Genomic DNA, 21,673 nt, shown 5'->3' on the forward strand with positions numbered 1-21,673 from the left:
GTGACCTCAACTGCCCCAAGAATCACCGCAGTCGACACGTACGACATCCGCTTCCCCACCTCCCGGGAACTGGACGGCTCGGACGCCATGAACCCGGACCCCGACTACTCCGCCGCCTATGTGGTGCTCCGCACCGATGCGGGCGACGGCCAGGAGGGCCACGCTTTCACCTTCACCATCGGGCGCGGCAACGATGTCCAGGTAGCCGCGATCGACGCGCTGCGCCCGCACATCGTCGGCCGGTCGGCCGACGCACTGTGCGCCGATCCGGGATCCCTGAACCGCGACCTGATCGGGGACAGCCAGCTGCGCTGGCTCGGCCCCGAGAAGGGTGTGATGCACATGGCCATAGGCGCCGTCGTCAACGCGGTCTGGGACCTGGCGGCCAAGCGTGCGAGCAAGCCGCTGTGGAGGTTCCTGGCGGACGCCGAGCCCGAATGGCTCGTCTCCCAGGTCGACTTCCGCTACATCGTCGACGCGCTGACCCCCGAGGACGCGCTGACGCTGCTGCGCCGCGGCCGCGAGGGAGCCGCCGGCCGCGAGAGCGATCTGCTCGAACGCGGATACCCCGGCTACACCACCTCGCCGGGCTGGCTCGGCTACTCCGACGAGAAGCTCACGCGGCTCGCGCAGCAGGCCGTCGCCGACGGCTTCACCCAGATCAAACTGAAGGTCGGCGCGGATCTGGCGGACGACGTCCGCCGCTGCCGCGCGGCCCGCGCCGCCGTCGGTCCCGACATCCGCATCGCCATCGACGCCAACCAGCGCTGGAACGTCGGCGAGGCGATCGAGTGGACCAGGGCGCTCACCGAGTTCGACCCGTACTGGATCGAGGAACCCACCAGCCCCGACGACGTGCTCGGCCATGCGTCGATACGCAAGGCCGTGGCACCCGTCAAGGTCGCCACCGGCGAGCACGTCCAGAACCGCATCATCTTCAAGCAGCTCCTCCAGGCCGGCGCCATCGACGTCCTGCAGATCGACGCCGCACGCGTCGGCGGTGTCAACGAGAACCTTGCGATCCTGCTGCTCGCCGCGAAGTTCGGCGTGCCGGTCTGCCCGCACGCGGGCGGCGTGGGCCTGTGCGAACTCGTCCAGCACCTGTCGATGTTCGACTACGTGGCCCTGTCCGGCTCGACCGAGAACCGGGTCATCGAGTTCGTCGACCATCTGCACGAGCACTTCCTCGCCCCCGTGCAGATACGCGAAGGGCACTACCGGGCTCCCGACGTCCCGGGCTTCTCGGCCGAGATGCACACCGACTCGATCGCTGAGTTCAGCTACCCGGACGGCCGCTTCTGGGCCGCCGACCGAGCGGCAGCCGGTGCCGGGCAGGCCGCACACAACGCCGTACCCAATACAGTGCAGAAGGAGGTCCTGGCATGAGTGAGCTGATCGGGCTCAAGGCCGTCGTCACCGGAGGAGCGTCGGGCATCGGTCTGGCAACCGCCAGGCTGCTCGCCGAGCGCGGGGCCCGCGTGGCCGTGCTCGACCTCGCCCCCGACGCCCTCGACAAGCCGTTGCGCGGCTACCTTGCGGACGTCGGCGACGACACCGCGGTACGCACCGCCGTCGCGGCCGCCGCCGAGGATCTCGGCGGGATCGACATCCTGGTCAACAACGCCGGCATCGGCGCCGCCGGCACCGTCGAGGACAACGACGACGCGCAGTGGCACCGCGTACTGGACGTCAACGTGCTCGGGATCGTCCGCACCACCCGCGCGGCCCTGCCGTATCTGCGGGCCTCGTCGGAGGCCGCGATCGTCAACACCTGCTCGATCGCCGCCACCGCCGGACTGCCGCAGCGCGCCCTGTACAGCGCGAGCAAGGGTGCGGTCCTCTCCCTGACCCTCGCCATGGCCGCCGATCACGTGCGCGAAGGGATACGGGTCAACTGCGTGAATCCGGGCACCGCCGACACCCCCTGGGTCGGCCGGCTCCTGGACGCCGCCGACGACCCGGTGGCCGAGCGGGCGGCGCTCGACGCCCGCCAGCCCATGGGCCGCCTGGTGACGGCCGATGAAGTGGCTGCCGCGATCGTGTACCTGGCGAGCCCGGCCGCCGGATCCGTCACCGGAACCTCGCTCGCCGTCGACGGGGGCATGCAGGGCCTGCGCCTTCGACCGGTCCAGAACTGAGAGGCGGCCCGCACATGCGAGGCAGCACGCTCGGCACGAGCGATATCGCCGTCACCGAACTGGCCTTCGGGGCAGCGGCGATCGGCAACCTCTTCACAGCGGTGGACGACGTCCGGGCGACGGCTGCCGTCGACGCCGCCTGGGACACCGGCATCCGCTACTTCGACACCGCCCCGCACTACGGCCTCGGCCTGTCCGAACACCGGCTCGGCGCGGCACTGAGCATCAGGCCACGCGACGAGTACGTCGTCTCGACCAAGGTGGGCCGCCGCCTGGAGCGGACGGCGGCGGCGGGCGACGACCTCGCCAACGGTTTCGCCGTGCCCGCCACCCATCGACGTGTCTGGGACTTCAGCGCCGACGGCGTACGACGCAGCATCGAGGCGAGCCTGGAGCGGCTCGGCCTCGACCGGATCGACGTCGTGTACCTCCATGATCCGGACGACCACGAGGAGCAGGCCTTCAAGGAGGCCTATCCGGCGCTGGAGCGGCTGCGCACCGAAGGAGTGGTCGGCGCGATCGGTGCGGGCATGAACCAGGCGGAGATGCTGACCCGATTCGTCCGCGACACCGACGTCGACGTGGTGCTGTGTGCCGGCCGCTACACCCTCCTGGACCAGGGCGGCCTCGACGAGCTCCTCCCGGAGGCCCACGCGCGTAACAAGAGTGTCGTCGTCGGCGGAGTCTTCAACTCGGGGCTGCTCGCAGACCCGAGACCGGGTGCCACCTTCGACTACGCGGCCGCATCTCCGGAGGTCCTGGACCGCGCGCTGCGCATGAAGGCCGTCGCGGACCGGCACGGCGTTCCCCTGCGCGCCGCCGCCCTGCGCTTCCCTTTCGGGCATCCGGCGGTGGCCGGCATCCTCGTCGGTACCCGCTCGGCGCACGAGGTCCACGACGCCGCCGACATGCTGGCCCGGACCGTCCCCGACGCGCTCTGGGCCGAACTGCGGGCCGACGGCCTGCTGCCGGAGCACGTCCCGGCACCCGTGGCGGAGTGCGAGAACCGGGCAGACGCGGACGCCGACGCCCGTACGACCGAGGAGCCGTCATGAGGATCGCGCTGCACACCAAGGTCCGCGCCGACCGGATCGAGGAGTACGACGCGGCGCACCGCGAAGTCCCCGAGGAACTGACGGCGGCGATCCGCTCCGGCGGTGCCACCTCCTGGACGATCTGGCGCAGCGGCACCGACCTCTTCCACCTCCTGGAGTGCGAGGACTACGCCGCTCTGCTGGCCTCGCTGGAGAAGCTGCCGGTCAACATCGCCTGGCAGGCGCGGATGGCCGGACTCCTCGACGTCGTGCACGACTACTCGGCCCAAGGAGCGGAGGCCGGGCTGCCCGTCGTATGGGACCTGTGAGCGCCAGGGAGATCACCGGTGTCAGCGCAGCGCGCTCTTCGCCTGCCACTCGGCCCACGGCACGTTCCAGTCGCCGAAGCCGTTACCCGGGGCGACGACGCCCTTGGTGTCCTTGCCGGTGATCTCGAACGGGTCGCCGGGCCGGACCTGGGCGTAGAGCCAGGCGGCGTTCGTGTCGCTCATGCCGATACAGCCGGAGCTCTTGTTCGCGTTGCCGAACCACCTGTCGTTCCACGGCGCCGCGTGCGCGTACATGCCGGACCAGGTCAGCCGCATGGAGCGGTCGACCATCTTGTCGTAGGCGTCGCCGAGGCCGACGGTCTCGGAGTTCATGTTGATCGTGCCCTCCTTGGCCATCAGGACGGCAGTCCCGCGCCAGGAGCGTCTGTCGCCGCCGGGGGTACCTCCGGAGACGGGGATGCTGCGCACCGCCTGCCCGTTCCGTTCCAGGGTGAGCTGCTTGCGGTCGAGGTCGACCTTGACTATCTGGCCCGCGCCGACGGTGAAGCCGGTCGAGTAGTCGCGGACGAACCAGCCGCCGTCACCGGAGTCCGTGCCGTTCAGCTCGGCGCTCAGCGTGACCTTCGTGCCGGGCTGCCAGTACTCCTTGGGCCGCCAGTCGATCCGGTCACGGCCGGACCAGTCCTCCAGCCAGGACCAGGAGCCCTCGGTGGGATTCGACGTGGTCAGCTTCAACTGCCGCTCGACGGCCGCCTTGTCGGTGACCGGGTTGTCGAACACAAGCGAGATCGGCTGGGCGATGCCGACGACCGACTTCGTGCCCGGCCGCCAGTCGACCTTGTTGACCTTGTCGGCCTCGGCCGTGGCGAACACGGATGTGACGGTGCTCTTCGTCCCGGCCTTCGTGGTCGTCGTGGCGGTGACCGTGTAGGAGGTGCCGGGGGCCGCCTTGCGCAGCGAGACCCACGTCGCCCCGTCGGCGGCGACCTTGCCGGCGAGCGCGCGCCCCTCGTCGTCCGTGACGCCGACCGAGATGAGCGTGCCACCCGCCGCGGTCACCCTGACCGTGCCGCCGGCCTGTACGCCGTTGCCCTTCGGCGTCACGGTCACCGTCGCGGGGCGGTCCTCCGCGGCGCTCGTGCCGCCGCCCTTGGCGTCCTCCGCAGCGGAGCCGGAGCCCGTTCCGGAGGAGCAGGCAGCGAGCGGGGCCAGCAGTACCGCGACCGCCGCGGTGCGCACAGATATACGGCTCAACGGAGTCTCCGTTCATGGTGGTTCGGATGTGGATACCGAGACAGTAGAACCAGGAAACCCCAGGTGAGCGGTGCTGCGGCCATGTGACGGCGACTGCAGGACAACGGTCATCGTCCGGTCACATTCGCCGCGCGGAGCGGTCACGGACGGCTGTGAGCATCCTGTGCATTCCCACAGAGAGGCTCACACCGTGTCAGCACTGCTCGTGACGGCTGCCCGCGGCCCGGAAACCCCGCTGGGGCTCATCACCGCCGAGAAGTACCGCTCGTTCCTGCGCTCCGGCGCGGGCTCCGACCTGGGCGCGGGGTTCCTGCAGTGCCCCTCGTGGGCCCAGGTCAAGGACGGCTGGCGTTCCCAGCTGGTCGGCTGGGGGCCGGACCCGGCGGCCGGCCGGCTGACCGGCGTCGCGCTCGTCCTGTTGCGTCAACTCCCCGGAACCCGGAAGTACTTCGCCTACCTGCCCGAAGGACCGGTCGCCGACTGGGCCGACCCGGGCATCGACGGCTGGCTCGACCCTCTGCTGAGACACCTGCGCGCGTCCGGAGTGTTCGCCGTACGGATCGGCCCCTCGCCGGCGTACCGCCGCTGGGACGGAGCACGGCTCAAATCGGGTACCGGGCCCGGCCGCAGGCTCTCCGACGTCCTCGCGAGCGAGGTGGATCCGCTGGGCACAGCCGTCGCGGAACGGCTCCGGGCCCGGGGCTGGAAGCGGTGCGGCGGCGAGGACGACGAGGACGCGCAGCCGCGCCACGTCTTCCGGATACCGCTCACCGGGCGCACGGCGGACGACCTGTGGGCTGGGCTCAACCAGGAGTGGAGGCGCAACGTCCGCCGGGCGCAGAAGTCGGGCGTCGAGGTGGTCGTCGGCAGCGCGGCGGACCTGCCCGAGTTCTACCGGCTGCTGCGCATCACCGAGGAACGCGACGGCTTCCGCCTCGGCCGCTCCCTGGAGTACTACGAGCGTCAGTACGCGGCCCTCAACGCGGAGGAACCGGGCCGCATGCAGCTCTACCTCGCCCGTCACGAGGGTGAGGTACTCGCTGCCCACACCATGATCCGCTTCGGCCGCCGGATCTGGTACCAGACCGGCGCCTCCGCCGACCACCGCCGTGAGGTCCGGCCCTCCAACCTCCTGCAGTGGCGCATGCTGCTGGACGCCCAGGCACTCGGCGCCGACGTCTACGACATGCGCGGGGTACCCTCCACCCTCGACCCCGACGACCGTCCGTACGGGCTGCTGCGCTGGAAGCTCGGCACCGGGGGCGAGGTCGTCGAAACCCTGGGGGAGTGGGAGAGACCGTTGGACGGCACGGCCAATCACGCGCTGTACCGCGCGTTCCAGACCTATCTGGCGCGACGATGAGTACCACAGCCACAGCCGAGCCGACGGCGAAGCAGCCGTCCGCGCTGCGCAGCGGCGCGATCATGGCGGCCGGGTCGGTCGTCTCACGCGCCACCGGATTCCTGCGGTCCGCGGTCGTCGCCGCGGCACTCGGCCTCGGGATCGTCGCCGACGGGTACGCGGTGGGCAACTCGGTCCCCACCATCGTCTACATCCTGCTGCTCGGGGGCGCCCTCAACGCCGTCTTCCTGCCGGAGCTGGTCAGGGCGGCGAAGGAGCACGCGGACGGGGGCGCGGCCTACACCGACCGGCTGCTCACCCTGTGCGTACTGGCCCTGCTCCTCCTCACAGGTGCGGCTGTGTGGGCGGCGCCGGCGATCGTCGGGTTCTACTCGGACTACCCGCCGGACCAGCACACGATGACGGTCGCGCTGGCCCGGTACTGCCTGCCGCAGATCTTCTTCCTCGGCCTGTTCACCCTGCTCGGGCAGGTACTCAACGCGCGCGGCCGTTTCGGCGCCATGATGTGGACGCCGGTCCTCAACAACGTCGTGGTCATCGCCGTGTTCGGCCTGTACCTGGCGACCGGTGCGGGCGGGGAGCTGACCCCGGGGGAGCGTTCCCTCCTCGGGTGGGGCACCACGGCCGGCATCGTCGTCCAGGCACTCGCCCTGCTGCCGTCGCTGCGGGCCACCGGGTTCCGGTTCCGGCCCCGGTTCGACTGGCGGGGCAGCGGCCTGACCCGGCCACTGCGGTCCGCGGGCTGGCTCGTGCTGCTGGTGCTCAGCAACCAGGCCGCGTACTGGGTCACCACCCGGCTCGCCACGTCCGCCGGTGCCCGCGCGGCCTCCGAGCACATCGAGGGCGCGGGGTTCAGCGCGTACAACAACGCGTACACGCTGTGGATGGTGCCGCACGGCATCGTCACGGTCTCCCTGGTGACGGCGCTGATGCCGCGGATGAGCCGGTCGGCGGCCGACGGCGACACGGCGGCGGTCCGGCGGGACGCCGGATACGCGCTGCGCACGAGCGGAGCCCTGATAGTGCCCGCCGCGTGCGCGTTGCTCGCCCTGGCACACCCCGCGACGGCGCTGGTCTTCCAGCACGGCAGAACAGGACCGGAGGACATCGCCGTGCTCGCCGGGATCCTGATGGCCTTCGCCCCCGGACTGGTCGCCTTCTCCGGCCAGTACGTGCTCTCCCGCTCGTTCTACGCCCTGTCCGACACGCGTACCCCGTTCCTGCTGAACCTGATGATCGCGGGCATCAACGCGGGGCTGTCGTGGGCGGCGTACCAACTCCTGCCGGCGCGCTGGGCGGTCACCGGCATGGCAGGCGGCTACTCGCTTGCGCTGTTCGCCGGCTGGGCCCTGACCGCACTGGTGCTGCACCGCCGCCTGACACCCGGCAAGGTACCCGGCACCGCCCTGCTCCGGCCACGGCTGTGGCGCTCCGCCACCGTCGTCGCCCAGGCCGGGATGCTCGCCGCCGCCGTGCCCGCCACCCTCCTCGGCCTCGGCGCCGCCCGGCTGACGGCCCCCGCCGGACCCGCCGTCGCCGCCGGAGCCGGCGCGCTCACCGTCGCAGCGGTGTTCGTCCTTCTCGCCCGCCCCCTACGCCTCGCCGAGGTCGACTCCCTCGTCACCGGCGCGGTCGCCCGGCTCCGCCGACGGCAATGAGACCCGGAACCGTGAAGCGCTCCGAGAGCGTGAACCCTCCTGACCCATTCACCACGACCCCCAGGGACGCCCCGCACATGCCCCGCGTGCTCCTGATCGAAGACGACCCCTCCGTACGCGAAGGAGTCGAGCTGGGACTGCGCCGCCGCGGCCACGAGGTCCGCACGGCCGCCACCGGGGAGGCCGGACTGGCCGCACTCCGCGAGTTCCGGCCCGACCTGCTCCTGCTGGACCTGATGCTGCCCGGAATGAACGGTGTGCAGGTCTGCCGCCTCGTGCGGGAGGACAGCCAGCTGCCCATCATCATGCTCACCGCCCGCGGCGACGACTTCGACGTCGTCATCGGCCTCGAGGCCGGCGCCGACGACTACATCGTCAAACCGGCCCGCACCGAAGTGATCGAGGCCCGCATCCGCGCAGTGCTGCGCAGGATGGAGGCCCCGGACATCGGCCGTCCCGCCGTCGAGTTCCACGGAGACCTCGCCGTCGACCGCGCCGGCCTCACCGTCGCCAAGTCCGGCGAACGCATCGCCCTGGCGCCCTCCGAGATGAAGCTGCTTCTCCATCTGACGGCCGCGCCGGAGCAGGTGTTCAGCCGGCAGCAACTCCTCGAACACGTCTGGGAGCACAGCTACCACGGCGACGCCCGCCTCGTCGACGCCTGCGTCCGCAGGCTGCGCAACAAGATCGAGGACACCCCCGGCAGCCCGCGCTACATACAGACCCTGCGGGGCTTCGGCTACCGCTTCGGACCCCTGTGAACACCGGCCGCACGCGTCGCATGCGCCGGATCGCCACGTTCGGGCTGCGCACACGCCTCGTCCTCGCGTTCCTGCTCGTGGCCGCCGTCAGCGCGGGGACGACCGCGGCACTCACCTACCGCGAGGCGCGCAGCGCCGTCCTCGTCAGCGCCCAGGACACCGCGGTCGTGTCCTTCCGCGAACAGGTGGAGACGCTCGCACCCTCACTTCCCGTCGATCCGGTGGTACTGCGCGAGCTGCTGTTCGTCCTCGCGAGCAAGGCGAAGCCGCACCCGTGGATCGTCTTCGCCGAGTACGGCTCGCTGCGTGTCTCGTCGAGCACCAGACCCACCTCCTCCGTCATCACGCCCGAGCTGCGCCGCACCACCCTGACGACCTCGCACGGCAGCTTCGAGAGGGTCGTGAAGGACGGTGTCCCCTACCTCACGATCGGAGTGCCGGTCCTGACGAGGACCGGCGGGGGCGGCACCGTGCCGACCGGGCTGGTCATGTTCGCCGTCATGCAGATGAGCGAGGAGCAGGACAATGTCGACGCCTTGGTCACCGCCGCGCGTGACGGCGCCCTGCCCGGCCTCGCCATCGCCCTGATCCCCGCGCTGATCGCCGCGCGCAGTGTGCTGCGCCCGGTCCGCGAGCTGCGCAGGGCGGCCCGCTCCATGGGCAGCGGCCGGCTCGACGCGCGGATCAAGGTATCGGGCAGCGACGAACTGGCCGATTTGGCCCGTACGTTCAACGAGTCGGCGGGGCAGCTCGAGAAGTCCGTCGACGAACTGCAACAGGCGGAGGCCCGCGCCCGCCGGTTCGCCTCCGACGTCTCGCACGAACTGCGTACCCCGCTCGCCGGGATGCTCGCCGTCACCGAGGTGCTCGACGAGGACGCGGACGGCCTCGACCCGGACACGGCCCAGGCCGTCCGGCTGATCAGCGCGGAGACCGGAAAGCTGGCGGTCCTCGTGGAGGACCTGATGGAGATCTCCCGCTTCGACGCACGCGCGGCCGAGCTGAACACCGACGAGGTCGACGCCGCGGAGACCATCGGCAGGACGCTCCTGCACCGGCGCTGGGACGACCGCGTACGCACCGAACTGCCGGACGGGATCCGAGCCCGTCTCGACCCGCGCCGGTTCGACGTCGTCGTCGCCAACCTCGTCGGCAACGCGCTGCGGCACGGGTCGGAGCCGGTAACGGTCCGCCTGAGCACACGGACGGCCGCCGACGGGGCGGGCACGCTCGTCCTCGAGGTCGCCGACAGCGGGTCCGGCATCAGGCCGGAGGTGCTGCCCCACATCTTCGACCGGTTCTACAAGGCCGACGCGGCCCGTACCCGTTCGGCCGGCAGCGGTCTCGGCCTGGCGATCACCCAGGAGAACGTCCGGCTGCACGGTGGCACAGTCCGCGCCGGGAACGGACCGGACGGCGGCGCCGTCTTCACGGTCGAGATCCCCCTCGGCGGGTCCACCGGTCACGAACGAGGCAACGGCATGGACGGAACCCGCAGCGACGGGGCAGGACAACGGGCAAGGGCGGCGGATCCGTCGACCGACGGCACGGAGAGGCCAGTGGGATGAGGGCGCGCCTGCGCACGGCGGCATTGCTCGCGGCCTGGCTCCCGCTCGCAGCCTGCGGCATCCAGGAGACGGACGTCATCGCCGCCGGCGACGCCGCGACCATCGATGTGCTCCCCGCACGTCAGGTCCGGATGCTTCTGTTCTTCTCCCACGGCTCTGTGCTGATGCCCGTTCCCCGGACAGTCGGCGAGAGCGAATTCACCGGGGACGAAATGGGCCAGGACAGCAATGGGGAGGCCGCCCGGCCCCCCACGGAGAAGACCATTGCCGCACTGCTGAGCGGCCCGAACGAGGCGGAGAAGCTCGCGGGGATGGTCAACGAGGCATCGCTGCCCGCTCCAGGCACCCCGGCGATGACGGAGGTGACCCAGGACGGGGTGGACGTCATCCTGAAGGCCCCGCTCGACGGGCTCACCCGGCCCGCCGAGCGGCAGCTCGTCTGCACGGTGGCGTTCGCGGAAAGCACCGATGGCACGGTGACGGTGACGCTGCGGGGCACGGACGGCACACGTACTCCCATGCGGTGCGACCCCCAGTCCGCACTCGCACCGACCACCTCAGGGACGACCTCGCGCTGAAGCCTCCGGGAGCGGGGGTGGCAGGGCGCACCGGGCACGCCGGGCACGCCGGGCACGCCGGGCGCACCAGCACGTCTACCGGCGGGCGTCGCCGAAGAAACCGGCTGACGGCGGCGTATTCTTGAGCCGATCATGGAGCGCGGCATCCGTAAGGCTCCCGCGCAACCGGTCGACCACCGCAGCCGACAAGACAGTGGAACACCCATGAGCTCCACACTGATTCGCTTGATCGAGCCCTCCGACGGCCCCGCACTCGCCGACCTGCACACCCGGGACAGGCAGGCGTATGCGCGCTGGCTGCCCGCGAGGCCCGCAGAGTTCTACACCCCCGACGGGCAGGCCGAGGCCATCGAATCCCTCCTGGCGGCCCACGGCGACGGACTCGCGTGGCCCGGCGTCGTGGTCTCCGAAGAGACCGTCATCGGGCAGGTCAGCATCAGCTCGATCCTGCGCGGCCCGTTCCAGAAGGGGTTCCTCGGCTACTGGGTCTCCACTCTTCACCAGGGCCTCGGCCACACGAGCCGTGCCGTCGGCCTCGCGCTGCGGATCGCCGAGGACGAGCTGAACCTGCACCGGCTGGAGGCACACACCCAACTGGAGAACCTCGCGTCCCAGGCCATCCTGCGCAAGCACGGATTCCGTTCCTGGGGCATCGCCCACGACCACTTCTACGCAGAGGGCGCATGGCGCGACGAAGTGTTCTGGGAAAGAAGACTCACCGGCACTCCCGCCCCCTGACCACGTCGTTTCGGCCCAGGGCGGCGGACCACGCCGAAGCGACCGGACCGACGGCGGGGTGTTCCACCGTGCTCCGGCCGCTTCGGCTGCGTGGGACCGGCCATGACCATCTGTCGGTCGGCAGGTCCGGGCCCATGGGTGCAGCTGCGATGCCCGAGCCCGCACCGGCGACGAAGGGCTCGCCCCCGGTGCGATGGGCGCTCGCTGGAGTACCGGCTGCTGCCTAGGGGACGCGAACGCACGTAGTGCCGCTCGTCGGCTTGTGCTTGATGGCCTGCCGAGTCGCCGGACCGTAGTCGCCGTCCGCGGTGGTGCCGGCCTTGGCCTGTGCTCGGCGCAACGCGGCGTCGGTCGCGCCCCCGAAGTCCTGGTCCACCACCAGGTGCTCGCCGTAACACAGGTTGAGGGTCTCCTGCAGTGTGCCCACGGCGACGTTGTTGTAGTTGCCCTGAGTCAGTGCGCAGCTGACGTTGAGGCTGCCGCTGGAGCTGCGATAGACGGGCACCCAGGCCCCGGAGTACTTGGCGCTCCAGTTGCACGTCGGGTTGGCCGCGGCAGCCGGGGTGGCCGCGGTGAGCGTGACCAGGCCGCTCCCGCCCAGGGCTATGAGGGTCGCGAGCAGTGCATTCACAGACTTGCGCACAGGGAACTCCTTGTTGGGATTTGAGGGGACTGCAGTCATGGGCCGCTGACACTGCGGCAGTTGGATTGCACTTGCGGTGCGCCATGAGCTTGTCAGCTGCGATCGGCGGCAGCGATTATGTGTAGCCATACGTGAAAGATGCACGTCAAACGGGGGGATCCGTATGCTCCGCATCCATTTCACCGACGTCGATCTTGCGCGTACGCGTGTCGCAGCCGCGGCGGAACCCTTCTGGGAGATTGCCTCGAGCCTGCATCGCTTCCAGACCCGCCGTGGCCGCTGGGCCTATGCCGAATGGCACCGCATCGCCCGGAGCCGCCTCCGCGAGCAGCGGATGGAAAAGGCGCTGCGCGACATTCTGCTGCCGCTCTTTCCCCGGGCGGCGTATTTCCCGGATTTCCTCACTCCGGTTGCGGGGTGCGGTGGGTGGGATGCCGGCGCGGACGCGATCATGTCGACGCCGGCCTCCCAAGTCCTCCATGAAGTGCAAGCACTGGGTCAGGGGAGCGGGGCTCCCGCGTGGACGCCACGCCTCACGGAGAGGGACACCCGTACAGAGCTGGTGCAGGTGCTGCAGGCCTACTACGACGCCGTCATCGCGCCCCATTCCGAGCGCATCCAGGCAAGCGTGGAAGCCGACCGGTGCCTGCGGGTCCGTGCCCTGCTCACCGGTGGTATCGACGGACTGCTCCAGAGCCTGCGCCCGGCCATGCGCTGGGAGCCGCCGGTGCTGCACGTGGATGCGTACGGTGGTGACCGGGATCTGCATCTGGCAGGCCGTGGGCTGCTGCTCGTGCCGTCGTACTTCTGTTGGGGCTCGCCCGTCCCCATCGCCGATCCCGCGTTGCCGCCGGTCGTCGTCTATACGGTCCTGGAGGGGGCTCCGAGCTGTGAACAGCCCCTGGCACCGACGACGGTCTCGGCGCTGGCCGGAGTCGTCGGACGCAGCCGGGCCGCGATCCTCCGTGTTGCCGCGGCGGGGGCGACCACCGGTGAACTCGCCCGAGCTGTGGGAATCTCCGCTTCGGCGGCGACTCAGCACACCTCCGCGCTGCGCGACGCCGGGCTGATCTGCAGTCGGCGGGCGGCCAACACGGTGCTGCACACCCTCACCCCGCTCGGCGCCGCGCTCGTCCAGGCCAATCCGCCCGGACGGGCCCGGGCGAGGTAGGGGAGGACCCCGGGCGCCTGTCCCGCAGGACCGGGCGCGGTGCACGGTCGGGTCCGTGCCGGCCGGCGGATGCCGACAGGCTGCGGCCTCTCGTACGCGCGAAGTGACCTCGGGGTCAGTACGACTGAAATCCCGTCAGAGCGGTCTGTTCCACCCGTACGGCGAGCCGGCTGATCATGTCTTCGGAAACGCTCCAGCGCCTTTCGATACCGAAATTGCAGACGTTGAAGCCGTAGCCTCAATAGGTGTGACGTGCATTCAATTGCATGCCTCGCCCACCTGGATGTGCCGACCGGCACGTCCTGGTCGGGCCGGCCCATGGGGCCCCATTGGCGATTGCGGAACGAGCTCTACGGAAACACTTCTCGGAGGTCTCCTCAATGCCCTTCGTGATCCCGTGGTCTGGCATGCTCGCCCAGTCCAATGCCGGTATTCATTCAGCGATCTTCCTGGCCAACATGTAGCCCCAGGCAACGACCTTCGAAGGCCATGGCGAAAGCGGTCGGTGGATTTGTCAGTCACGCCTGGTTCCCCCATGAGCCGCCTTCCATGGAGAAGCCCCGTTCGAGCCGGCGATATTCGAGTGAATCGCCTGGCTCAGGAGAGCTGCTTTCTCAACGGCGACATCGGATCTCGATCGACGTCCCCTCGAAGGCGTCGCCCCAGGCAGTGGCCGCTCCTGGAGGGCCACGGGCGCCCTACCTGGGGGCATCGAGTGCTTGCCTCTACCCCGCTCAGTCCTGCGCTGCCGTCCCAGAGGCCAGGAGCGTGCGCACACCGATCCGGACAGCGTCCCAGTCCGTACCCGGCTCGTGGTCCCGTGCACGCTGCAGCCACGTCGCCCGATCCCGGTGCTCGCGGCGCAACTGTTCCACGTCCAACTCGACACCGGGCACCGGACCCGACTCTTCCAGCTCGCTTATGCGTTGGTCCATCGCGGCCAACAGCGCCCGGTCGAGTTCAGCCGCCGCCGCGAGGAACTCGCTCGTCGGCGTGGTCGCCCGACCCGTCTGCGGGCCGGCGAAGTCGACAACGCCCTCCGGGTCAGCCCGATGCTCCCAGGCGACGGTCACGCAGTCGTCCCCATCGACAACGGTGCGCCAGCAGCGGACGTGCGGGGCGATTCGCAGATAGCCGGTGTACAGATAGCCCGCGCTGTGCCAGGTCAATGCGGCATCGGCCTCCAGCGTGTCGAGCCACGTCCAGTCCGGCGAGGTGTCAGCCGCGACGTTCACCAGATCCGGTGGCACCGGTTCCATCGCCTCAGACACGAGCGCGATCAAGTCCTCCCACAGGCGGGCAACGTAGTAATCCACATACGGGTGTTGTTGCCCGCCGTCACTGTCCTTCCGCAGTTCCTGGACAGTGCGCTCGGAGTAGCGCAGCACCTCATGGCCGTCGAGGTCGATGCAGTACCAGCCGTCGGTCAGCCCGAACCAGTGCACCACGGGATGCTCGCGGCCCCACGGCCCGACCATCTCCAAAGGAGTCAGTCCGAACCGGAAGCGAATCGCGGGGGCAGTTTGGATCACCGATCAAGTGTCCCAGTTCGATCACCCGACTGTGATTCCTGAGACGGAACCCGTCTGCCGGCAGGTCCCTCCAGAGGCATTCAGGGTGTTCCGGAACGCCTACGGCCAGGTCATCGTCGTCGATGGATCGAGCGCTTCAGGAGGCTTGGTCCGCCAGACGGGGTGCGATGGGCGCTGTGACCTCTGGCGTCAGGGGCAGGAGCCACGAGATGATCATCCCATGGCGGATATGGTCTTCTTCGATCTGGACGGCACCCTCGTCGACCACCGGAGCGCTGTGTGGGAAGCGATTGGCCAGATCGTCCAGGACGCACCGAACGCCACGGCCTCACCGGAGGACCTGGCGACGTTGTGGTGGACGCTTGAGGGGCGCCACATGGGGGAGTACCTGGCCGGTCAGTGCTCCTTCGCCGAGCACCACCGACGCAGGATCCGTTCCTTCCTGCCGGCGCTGGGCGAGCCGGTTCCGGAAAGTCCTGGCCGTCTGGACGCCTGGATCGCCGAGCGCTACCTCACCGTGTTCGAGGACTCCTGGCGGTGCTATCCCGATGTCCAGCCCTGCCTGGAGAACCTGAAACGGCCCCCCAGGGGCCGCGACTCGCCGTTCTCACCAACGGGGACCCCGGGCAGCAGCGCGCCAAGCTCGCCCGCTTCGGCCTCCTGGACTACTTCGAAGCCGTCCTGACTCCGACCGAGCTCGGTGTGGCCAAGCCCGTCGCCTACGCGGCCGCCTGCCGGTGGATGCGGACGGACCCCGCGCAGGCGGTCAACGTGGGCGACATGCTGGAAAGCGACGTGAACGCGGCCGCCCTCGCCGGGCTCACCGGCATCTGGCTGGACCGCGGCGTCGACTTCATCACCGGTGGACCGTCGCCGGTGGCGGACGAGGCGGTGCTCCGCATCGAACGGCTCACCGACCTCCCCGGCCACCTGTCACGCACGAGGGCCTGACAGGGATCCTCACCCGTACGTGAGCCGCCCGACAGACGGCCAGGTCCGGGGACGGGAGCTGCCCAGGACGAGCGCAGCCTTGTCAGGGGGCTACGGGCAGCTGGCGCTTGTGGTCGGTGAGGCGGTAGCGGCTGGTGATCGTTTCGAAGGCCCGCACGTCCACCGGCTTGCCCTCCAGGAAGTCGTCGATGTCGTCGTAGGTGACCCCGAGCGCGTCCTCGTCGGCCTTGCCCGGGTCGAGGGTCTCCAGGTCGGCCGTCGGGAGCTTCCACACCAGCTCGGCGGGCGCACCCAGCGTGTCCGCGACGGCGCGCACCCGGCGTTTGGTCAGGCCCGTCAGCGGGACCAGGTCGGCGGCGCCGTCGCCGAACTTGGTGAAGAAGCCGGAGACGGCTTCGGCGGCGTGGTCGGTGCCCACGACCAGCCCGTCATGCGCACCGGCCACCGCGTACTGGGCGATCATGCGCTGCCGGGCCTTGATGTTGCCGTGCACGAAGTCCTGGTGGTGGGCGTCGCGGAAACTCACGCCCGCGGCCAGCGAGGCCTCGAGCGCGGCGTCGCTCGCGGGCTTGATGTCCACGGTCAGCACCTGGTCGGGGCGGATGAAGGACAGCGCGAGCTGCGCGTCGTGCTCGTCGGCCTGGGTCCCGTAGGGCAGTCGCATCGCGTAGAACCGCGCCTCGTGCCCGGCGGCGCGGGCCCGCTCGACGGCGAGCTGGCACAGACGACCGGTGGTGGTGGAGTCGACGCCGCCACTGATACCGAGGACCAGGGAGCGCAGACCGGTCGAGGTCAGCCGCTCGGCGAGGAAGGCTACCCGGCGTTCGATCTCCCGCTCGGCCTCGAAGGTCTCAGAGACCTGTAGTTCCTGGGCGATCTTCTGCTGCAGGGCGATGGACGCCGGCTCGCTCACGTCTGCTCCTTGTTCCGGTTAACGATGGTGCTGTCGCGGAACCCTAGCTTCACACGACGGCGCACGTATCCACCGGCCCGCACACCCATGGACCCGGCGGTCCGACCCGTCCCGTCGACTGGGCGTCGACCACGGCTTCAAGCAACAGACGCCCGAGCGTCTCCTCGTCCACGGACGGGGAGGACGCAACCGCTTCAGCACCAGGTCACGGCGGGGCGCGGTCTCCAGCCCGCGGCGCATGCCCCCGGCGGCGAGACCGGTCGCCTCCGCCACAGGCCGGGCCGGTAGGCGAAGCCCCACCCCGTCCTGATCCAGCGCAGGGCCCCTTCTCAGTGGCTGCCGAGGTCGATGCCGAGCCGGAGCGCGTCAGGGCGTGGCCGACGGCACGGTATTCGCTCGGCTCGGGTCCCCTATGAACCGGACGAAGCCGCGCCTGAACCACCTCTGGAACCGTTCCCCCCGATCCTGCGTGACTTCTTGACGTGTTGTCGGCTGGCGTAGAGAGGACCGAATGAGAGCGCGGACGATGGTGAGCGTGCTGGTATCGACCTGTGTGGCGCTGGTGGCGTGCGCGTGCGGTCCGGATGAGGCGAAGGAGGACACGGGCGCGAAGCCTCCGCAACCGTCCGCGTCCACGCGGTCCGATGAACCGTCGGCAACTCCCTCCGCGTCCGCTCGGACCGAGAAGCCGTCGGCCGAGCCGACCGGCGACCAGCCTGTGCCCAGGACGGAGGAGGGCGCGATCCAGCGGTACGAGCAGTACCTCCACGCCCTGGGCCGTGAGGACATCGACACGGTCTGCGAAGTGGCTGGACCCGCGGCGAAGAAGGCAGAGGACCAGGGGCTCGGTCGGTGCACGTCGACGTACGCCGCGGTGTTCCAGATGATCTCGCCCGCGCAGAAGGCGGCCCTGAAAACGGCGACGGTCGATCCGCAGCGCATCGCCGTGCGTACGCCCGCCAAGATCGAGATGCCGGTCGAGGCGGTCAGGTCCTCCGCCTCCTTCTCGGAGAGCGACCTCGGCAGCTACACGCTGGAGTACCTCAAGAACAACTGGTACATCACCGACTGACCCCGACGTGCCGTGCGCGGAGTCGTCTGACGGGGGCTCCGGTCGTTTCCTTGGCAGGCATTCTGAGCTGCGGAGAGACCTCGATCCTGGCCGATTCTCGATAACCGCGGGGACACGGTGGGAACAGTCAGCGTGACTCTCCGCCATGGCGGGCTTCGTAGCGCGTAGGAACAAGGCTGGCGTCGGGACCAGCTATCAGGTGAAGTGGCGAGTGGCCGACTCTGCCTCCGGTGACTGGCGGACCGAACGCTGCGGTCCGCGGTCCTGTCCGCTCCTGTCCCCGGGCACTCGTCGCCGCTGCTCGCCACCGCCATGACAGGGCGGTCGAATTGCCTGATGCCCTGCGCCTGGCAGAAGAAGAACAAGTCGTCGCCGAGACAAGCGACGGCCAGGTGCTGTTCAACGGTACTGAGGCCACCGCGAAGGAGAAGGCCAAGCAGCCGTGATCCTCGGGCCCGGTCGGTGCGCCACCGGCCGGGCCGGACCTCGTGCGTATGCCTACTGCGAGTAGAACGTCTTGATGCTGACGGCCGGCCCGTCGGAACTGCGTGCCACTGCCGCCTTCGCTGCCCCCGTCACCTTGACCGTCTCGGTGCTGCCGGCTGGCACGACGGTCAGGCCACCGACCGGTGTTACTTCGACCGCCTGCTGGGTGTCGCCCTCCTCCGGCTGGTCCCACACGATGTAGACGACTCGCACGGTGACCGGGAAGTCGTTGTCGTTGGTCAGCTTGACCCCAGCGAAGCGTTCGAACCGGCTCATGTCCCGCCCGCGGCTGTCCACGGCCTGAGTAGGCACCTCGAACTCCCCTTGGGAGGCCGGGAGACGAGTCATGGCCACGCTCCCGACGGTCACACGGACATCCACGACGTCCTCCTGGCCGATGCCGGAAAACCTCAGGACGTCGTAGAACTGCCCTTGCGGGACCACCAGGGCGCCCCGATCGCTGCCGTAGACCGTTTTCACCTCAACGTCGTGCAGGACGCGGCGATTCTTGTCGAGCGCCTCAAACGTGAGGACTGGGGCCAGTGATGACCACGAGACGTTGTTGATCTCCAGTACCTGGTTCATCGTGTCGTCCTCGCCGGAGTCGGCCACGTACCGGAAAGACAACAACTGCGAGAGCCCGCCGAGCGCGGACAGCTCGTCCGGACGGTCCCGGGTGGCCGTCTCGCGCCGTTCTCCGCATCCACCCAGCAGCGCGATGCAAACGCTCACCGCCACACTGACGGCAATCAGTCTTCGCCTACCCGTACCCATAGCCCCAGCCCCTCCCCGACGGCGATGATCAGCGGAGAGTATCCGGTGGCGCCGACGTTTGTTCGAAATAAAATTCTTCATTCCTGTCGGTGGCCCCTGAGTTGCGGGGTTCCGCGAGGCGACGTACACGAGAAGCTGCGGTGGGGCCCACCACTGGAGCACCGAGTTGAAGGGCCACCGCTTCCCGCCGTTCCCGGCAGGCTGTCCGGGCAGCGCGTGGGCCTTGAAGACGGACGCCCACCCAGACACCTGACCGGCTTAGAGGCACCGCGGACAGGTGCCCTCGACGGCGACTTAAGGATCTTGGAGTGCTCCGGGCAGAACCGGGAGATGCCGTCGTCGAGCATCATCTCCCCGTCGTCTTTCACCAGCTCCTTCGTCACCAGTCACTGCGCCGACGACATCCCCTCCATCTCCTACGTGGTAGCAGGGCGGGGACGCCGACTACATCGAGTAGTCGAGCCACCAGTACTGGACGCGGAACCGGCCTGCCTATCCCTCATCGACCTCTTGGTCGTTGGCTTCGTTGGCGCGGTTGATCTCGGTCATGTGCTCCTCCGCCCAGGTTCGCAGCCCCGCAAGCGCGGTTTCCAGGGACAGCCCGAGTCCGGTGAGTCGGTAGAAGACCCGCGGCGGCACGGTCGGTTCGACCCGGCGCGACACCAGCCCGTCGCGGGTCAGGCTTCGCAGCGTCACGGACAGCATCTTCTGCGAGACGCCGGGCATCCGGCGTCTCAACTCCGCGAAACGCACCTCGTCCGGTGCGGCATCGGCGAGCGTCTTGACGGCCATGGACGTCCACTTCGTACCGATGCGGTCCAGCAACTGCCGCGTAGGGCACCAGGGATCGAAAAGATCACCGCGTACCCCACGACCGGCGGCCCGGGCTCCTCGAGTGGTCACCTGTGGCTCACCACCTTCCCTGAAAGTGCCGTCTAGGAAGCGGCCGGACAGTTACCTATCGTTCTGAGGTCACCAATGGTAACCAGCCGGAGGAGCCATCATGCCCGCCACTGCCGTACACCGACTGCATCGCATAACGACGAACGGCGTCCAGCTCAACGTCGCAATCGCCGGGGACGGACCTGCGGTACTCCTGCTGCACGGCTTCCCGCACACCTGGCAACTCTGGAGCGGGATCATGGGGCAACTGGCCGGGCGGTACCGGGTCATCGCCCCGGACCTGCGAGGCTTTGGTGCCAGTGCACGTGCCGTCGAGGGTTACGACGCCGGCACCCTCGCCGCCGACGCCGAAGGGCTGCTCGACGCACTCGGCGAGCCCTCGGCAGCGGTGGTCGGCATAGACGCGGGTACCGCCCCCGCCGTCCTGCTCGCGCTGCGCCGACCCGGCCTCGTCCGGCGCCTGGTCGTGATGGAAGCACTACTCGGCCGCCTGTCCGGAGCCGAACACATCGTCGCGGGCGGCGCCCCGTGGTGGTTCGGCTTCCACGCCGTCCCCGGCCTCGCCGAGACCGTCCTGGCCGGCAACGAGGCCTCGTATATCGACTGGTTCCTCGACTCGGGGACGCTCGGGCGAGGAGTACCCGACGACATCCGCGCGGCCTTCGTCCACGCGTACACCGGGAGCGAGGCCCTTCGCTGCGCGTTCTCCTATTACCGGGCCCTGCCCACCAGCGCACAGCAGATCCAGGACGCCGCCGCGACGGCTCGGCTCACCATGCCCACCATGGCCGTCGGCTCTCACCCCGTCGGCACCGGGCTCGAACACCAACTCCGTCCCATCGCCGATGACCTGGTCGGACACCATCTCCAGGACTGCGGCCACATCATCCCCCTCGACCGCCCCGACGCCTTGTTCGCGCTCCTTGATCCCTTCCTCTCCGCCGATCTGACGAAGTGACTGGAGCAGGGCCGAAGGATCACGGTCGGCGGTTCGGGCGTTCGTCCCAGCGGTGAGTTGTCCAGGGCCCCCGGATCAGGCTGCGCACGGTGATGATTGTGCCGGCGAGGTCGAAGAAGGCATCAATGACAGTGACGCGACGCTCGTAGCACCGGGCGAGACGGCAAAAGGCGTTCTGCCACGCGTGAGTGCGTTCGACGTGCCAACGCCGACTGGCCTGAACAGGCGCCTTCTCCCCTTTGTGTGCGATGCGTCCATGCAGACCGTGTTCGCTGAGCAGAGCGCGAGTGACGTCCGAGTCGTAGCCGGCGTCCAGGTGCACCGTGATGGTGTCGGGCAACGGGCCGAGGCTCTCCAGAGGGTCCAGGGTCGGGGCGAGCAGCGGAGAGTCGTGGCGGTTGGCACCGGCCAGGACACGGCCCAGCGGAATGCCGTATCCATCCGTCATGCCCGAGCGTTTCGGTCCCTGTCTGCCGCGGTCGACCGGTGAGCGTCCGGCGGCCTCCCCGCCTCCAGGTGCCTTGGTGATCGCTCCGTCGACGGCGATCCGGTCGAGGACGAGGCCGACGACCCGGTCGTAGGACTCCAGTGCGATCTGCTTGAGCCGGGGGAAGACGCCCAGTCGTATCCACTCGCCGCGGCGGCTGCGGATCGTGGTGGCCGAGCAGGTTGTGTCGGCGATCGCCTCGTATGAACAGCCGAAGCGCAGCAGTTGCAGCATCTTGTCGAAGATGACCCGGTCGCTGATGCGCCGGCGATGGCAGCCGAGCTGATGGTCTGGGTGGTACACCGGCCGCTCGGGCAAAAGCGCCGTGAATTTGGTCCCAGAGTGGTTCAGCCAGCCATGAGGGCAGCGCGGGCACAGGTCCCCCCATTGATCACAGAGCG

20 protein-coding genes and 2 pseudogenes are annotated in these 21,673 nt (G+C 69.5%); 15 read left to right on the top strand and 7 right to left on the bottom strand.

Annotated features, from left to right (window positions below; genetic code table 11):
* Genes ACFQ6X_RS14575 through ACFQ6X_RS14590 form a run of 4 tightly spaced genes read left to right on the top strand, consistent with a single transcriptional unit; the run spans nt 1 to nt 3,501 of the window.
* Complete coding sequence (locus tag ACFQ6X_RS14575) at nt 1-1,386, top strand: L-fuconate dehydratase (protein WP_383181137.1); 1,386 nt, start codon at nt 1-3, stop codon at nt 1,384-1,386.
* A complete protein-coding gene (locus ACFQ6X_RS14580) occupies nt 1,383-2,138 on the top strand; it encodes an SDR family NAD(P)-dependent oxidoreductase (protein ID WP_383181140.1) in 756 nt (251 codons plus the stop codon). Before ACFQ6X_RS14575 ends, ACFQ6X_RS14580 begins: the two co-directional genes overlap by 4 nt.
* 14 nt (nt 2,139-2,152) lie before the next feature.
* The gene (locus ACFQ6X_RS14585; protein ID WP_383181143.1) at nt 2,153-3,193 is read left to right on the top strand and encodes an aldo/keto reductase; all 1,041 of its coding nucleotides are present in this window, start codon (nt 2,153-2,155) and stop codon (nt 3,191-3,193) included.
* Nucleotides 3,190-3,501 (top strand): L-rhamnose mutarotase, encoded by a 312-nt coding sequence (locus tag ACFQ6X_RS14590; RefSeq protein WP_383181146.1) that lies wholly within the window; start codon nt 3,190-3,192, stop codon nt 3,499-3,501. Before ACFQ6X_RS14585 ends, ACFQ6X_RS14590 begins: the two co-directional genes overlap by 4 nt.
* A gap of 21 nt (nt 3,502-3,522) precedes the next feature.
* On the opposite strand, the gene ACFQ6X_RS14595 is transcribed toward ACFQ6X_RS14590, so the two are convergent.
* On the bottom strand, nt 3,523-4,716 hold the full coding sequence (locus tag ACFQ6X_RS14595; protein WP_383181149.1) for an Ig-like domain-containing protein: 1,194 nt from the start codon (nt 4,714-4,716) through the stop codon (nt 3,523-3,525).
* Between the two features lie 190 nt (nt 4,717-4,906).
* Between ACFQ6X_RS14595 and ACFQ6X_RS14600 the strand changes: the two genes are divergently transcribed.
* The 6 genes from ACFQ6X_RS14600 (at nt 4,907) to ACFQ6X_RS14625 (ending at nt 11,382) form a co-directional block, all read left to right on the top strand.
* Nucleotides 4,907-6,079 carry a lipid II:glycine glycyltransferase FemX gene (locus ACFQ6X_RS14600; RefSeq protein ID WP_383181152.1) on the top strand — a complete coding sequence of 391 codons (1,173 nt, stop codon included), beginning with the start codon at nt 4,907-4,909 and terminating at the stop codon, nt 6,077-6,079.
* Nucleotides 6,076-7,737, top strand: coding sequence for a murein biosynthesis integral membrane protein MurJ (murJ, locus tag ACFQ6X_RS14605; RefSeq protein ID WP_383181155.1), 1,662 nt, complete (start codon nt 6,076-6,078; stop codon nt 7,735-7,737). Before ACFQ6X_RS14600 ends, murJ begins: the two co-directional genes overlap by 4 nt.
* Before the next feature lie 77 nt (nt 7,738-7,814).
* A complete protein-coding gene (locus ACFQ6X_RS14610; protein WP_383181158.1) occupies nt 7,815-8,498 on the top strand; it encodes a response regulator in 684 nt (227 codons plus the stop codon).
* Nucleotides 8,499-8,518: 20 nt separating this feature from the next.
* Nucleotides 8,519-10,066, top strand: a complete 1,548-nt coding sequence (locus ACFQ6X_RS14615) for a sensor histidine kinase (RefSeq protein ID WP_383181397.1) — start codon at nt 8,519-8,521, stop codon at nt 10,064-10,066.
* The gene (locus tag ACFQ6X_RS14620; RefSeq protein ID WP_383181161.1) at nt 10,063-10,644 is read left to right on the top strand and encodes a hypothetical protein; all 582 of its coding nucleotides are present in this window, start codon (nt 10,063-10,065) and stop codon (nt 10,642-10,644) included. The genes ACFQ6X_RS14615 and ACFQ6X_RS14620 overlap by 4 nt, the downstream gene beginning before the upstream one ends.
* Before the next feature lie 225 nt (nt 10,645-10,869).
* Nucleotides 10,870-11,382: a GNAT family N-acetyltransferase gene (locus ACFQ6X_RS14625; RefSeq protein ID WP_383181163.1), complete on the top strand. Its 513-nt coding sequence runs from the start codon at nt 10,870-10,872 to the stop codon at nt 11,380-11,382.
* Nucleotides 11,383-11,605: 223 nt separating this feature from the next.
* On the opposite strand, the gene ACFQ6X_RS14630 is transcribed toward ACFQ6X_RS14625, so the two are convergent.
* A complete protein-coding gene (locus ACFQ6X_RS14630) occupies nt 11,606-12,025 on the bottom strand; it encodes a peptidoglycan-binding protein (RefSeq protein WP_383181166.1) in 420 nt (139 codons plus the stop codon).
* 163 nt (nt 12,026-12,188) lie between these two features.
* Here ACFQ6X_RS14630 and ACFQ6X_RS14635 point away from each other — a divergent pair, with 163 nt between their 5' ends.
* Nucleotides 12,189-13,196, top strand: a complete 1,008-nt coding sequence (locus ACFQ6X_RS14635) for an ArsR/SmtB family transcription factor (protein WP_383181169.1) — start codon at nt 12,189-12,191, stop codon at nt 13,194-13,196.
* A 734-nt stretch (nt 13,197-13,930) separates the two neighbouring features.
* Here the strand turns inward: ACFQ6X_RS14635 and ACFQ6X_RS14640 are convergent.
* Nucleotides 13,931-14,728 carry a DUF5984 family protein gene (locus ACFQ6X_RS14640; protein ID WP_383181172.1) on the bottom strand — a complete coding sequence of 266 codons (798 nt, stop codon included), beginning with the start codon at nt 14,726-14,728 and terminating at the stop codon, nt 13,931-13,933.
* 229 nt (nt 14,729-14,957) lie between these two features.
* Here ACFQ6X_RS14640 and ACFQ6X_RS14645 point away from each other — a divergent pair.
* Both ACFQ6X_RS14645 and ACFQ6X_RS14650 read left to right on the top strand, forming a co-directional pair.
* Nucleotides 14,958-15,296, top strand: a pseudogene (locus ACFQ6X_RS14645) (HAD family hydrolase); the annotation flags it as partial.
* The gene (locus tag ACFQ6X_RS14650; protein WP_383181175.1) at nt 15,266-15,679 is read left to right on the top strand and encodes an HAD family hydrolase; all 414 of its coding nucleotides are present in this window, start codon (nt 15,266-15,268) and stop codon (nt 15,677-15,679) included. The pseudogene ACFQ6X_RS14645 and the gene ACFQ6X_RS14650, both read left to right, overlap by 31 nt.
* Nucleotides 15,680-15,761: 82 nt before the next feature.
* On the opposite strand, the gene nadE is transcribed toward ACFQ6X_RS14650, so the two are convergent.
* Nucleotides 15,762-16,592: an ammonia-dependent NAD(+) synthetase gene (gene nadE, locus ACFQ6X_RS14655; protein WP_383181178.1), complete on the bottom strand. Its 831-nt coding sequence runs from the start codon at nt 16,590-16,592 to the stop codon at nt 15,762-15,764.
* 535 nt (nt 16,593-17,127) lie between these two features.
* Between nadE and ACFQ6X_RS14660 the strand changes: the two genes are divergently transcribed.
* Entirely contained in the window at nt 17,128-17,664 is a 537-nt protein-coding gene (locus tag ACFQ6X_RS14660) for a hypothetical protein (protein WP_383181181.1), read from the top strand.
* Nucleotides 17,665-18,162: 498 nt separating this feature from the next.
* Here ACFQ6X_RS14660 and ACFQ6X_RS14665 read toward each other — a convergent pair whose 3' ends face one another.
* Nucleotides 18,163-18,888, bottom strand: coding sequence for a hypothetical protein (locus ACFQ6X_RS14665; RefSeq protein WP_383181184.1), 726 nt, complete (start codon nt 18,886-18,888; stop codon nt 18,163-18,165).
* Nucleotides 18,889-19,416: 528 nt separating this feature from the next.
* The gene (locus tag ACFQ6X_RS14670) at nt 19,417-19,827 is read right to left on the bottom strand and encodes a winged helix-turn-helix transcriptional regulator (RefSeq protein ID WP_383181187.1); all 411 of its coding nucleotides are present in this window, start codon (nt 19,825-19,827) and stop codon (nt 19,417-19,419) included.
* A gap of 100 nt (nt 19,828-19,927) precedes the next feature.
* On the opposite strand from ACFQ6X_RS14670, the gene ACFQ6X_RS14675 reads away from it, so the two are divergent.
* Nucleotides 19,928-20,785 carry an alpha/beta fold hydrolase gene (locus ACFQ6X_RS14675; RefSeq protein ID WP_383181190.1) on the top strand — a complete coding sequence of 286 codons (858 nt, stop codon included), beginning with the start codon at nt 19,928-19,930 and terminating at the stop codon, nt 20,783-20,785.
* A gap of 19 nt (nt 20,786-20,804) precedes the next feature.
* On the opposite strand, the pseudogene ACFQ6X_RS14680 reads toward ACFQ6X_RS14675, so the two are convergent.
* Nucleotides 20,805-21,648: pseudogene (locus ACFQ6X_RS14680) on the bottom strand (IS5 family transposase).
* Between the last annotated feature and the right edge of the window lie 25 nt (nt 21,649-21,673).

The organism is Streptomyces sp. NPDC056452, assembly GCF_042796085.1.
Lineage (GTDB): Bacteria > Actinomycetota > Actinomycetes > Streptomycetales > Streptomycetaceae > Streptomyces.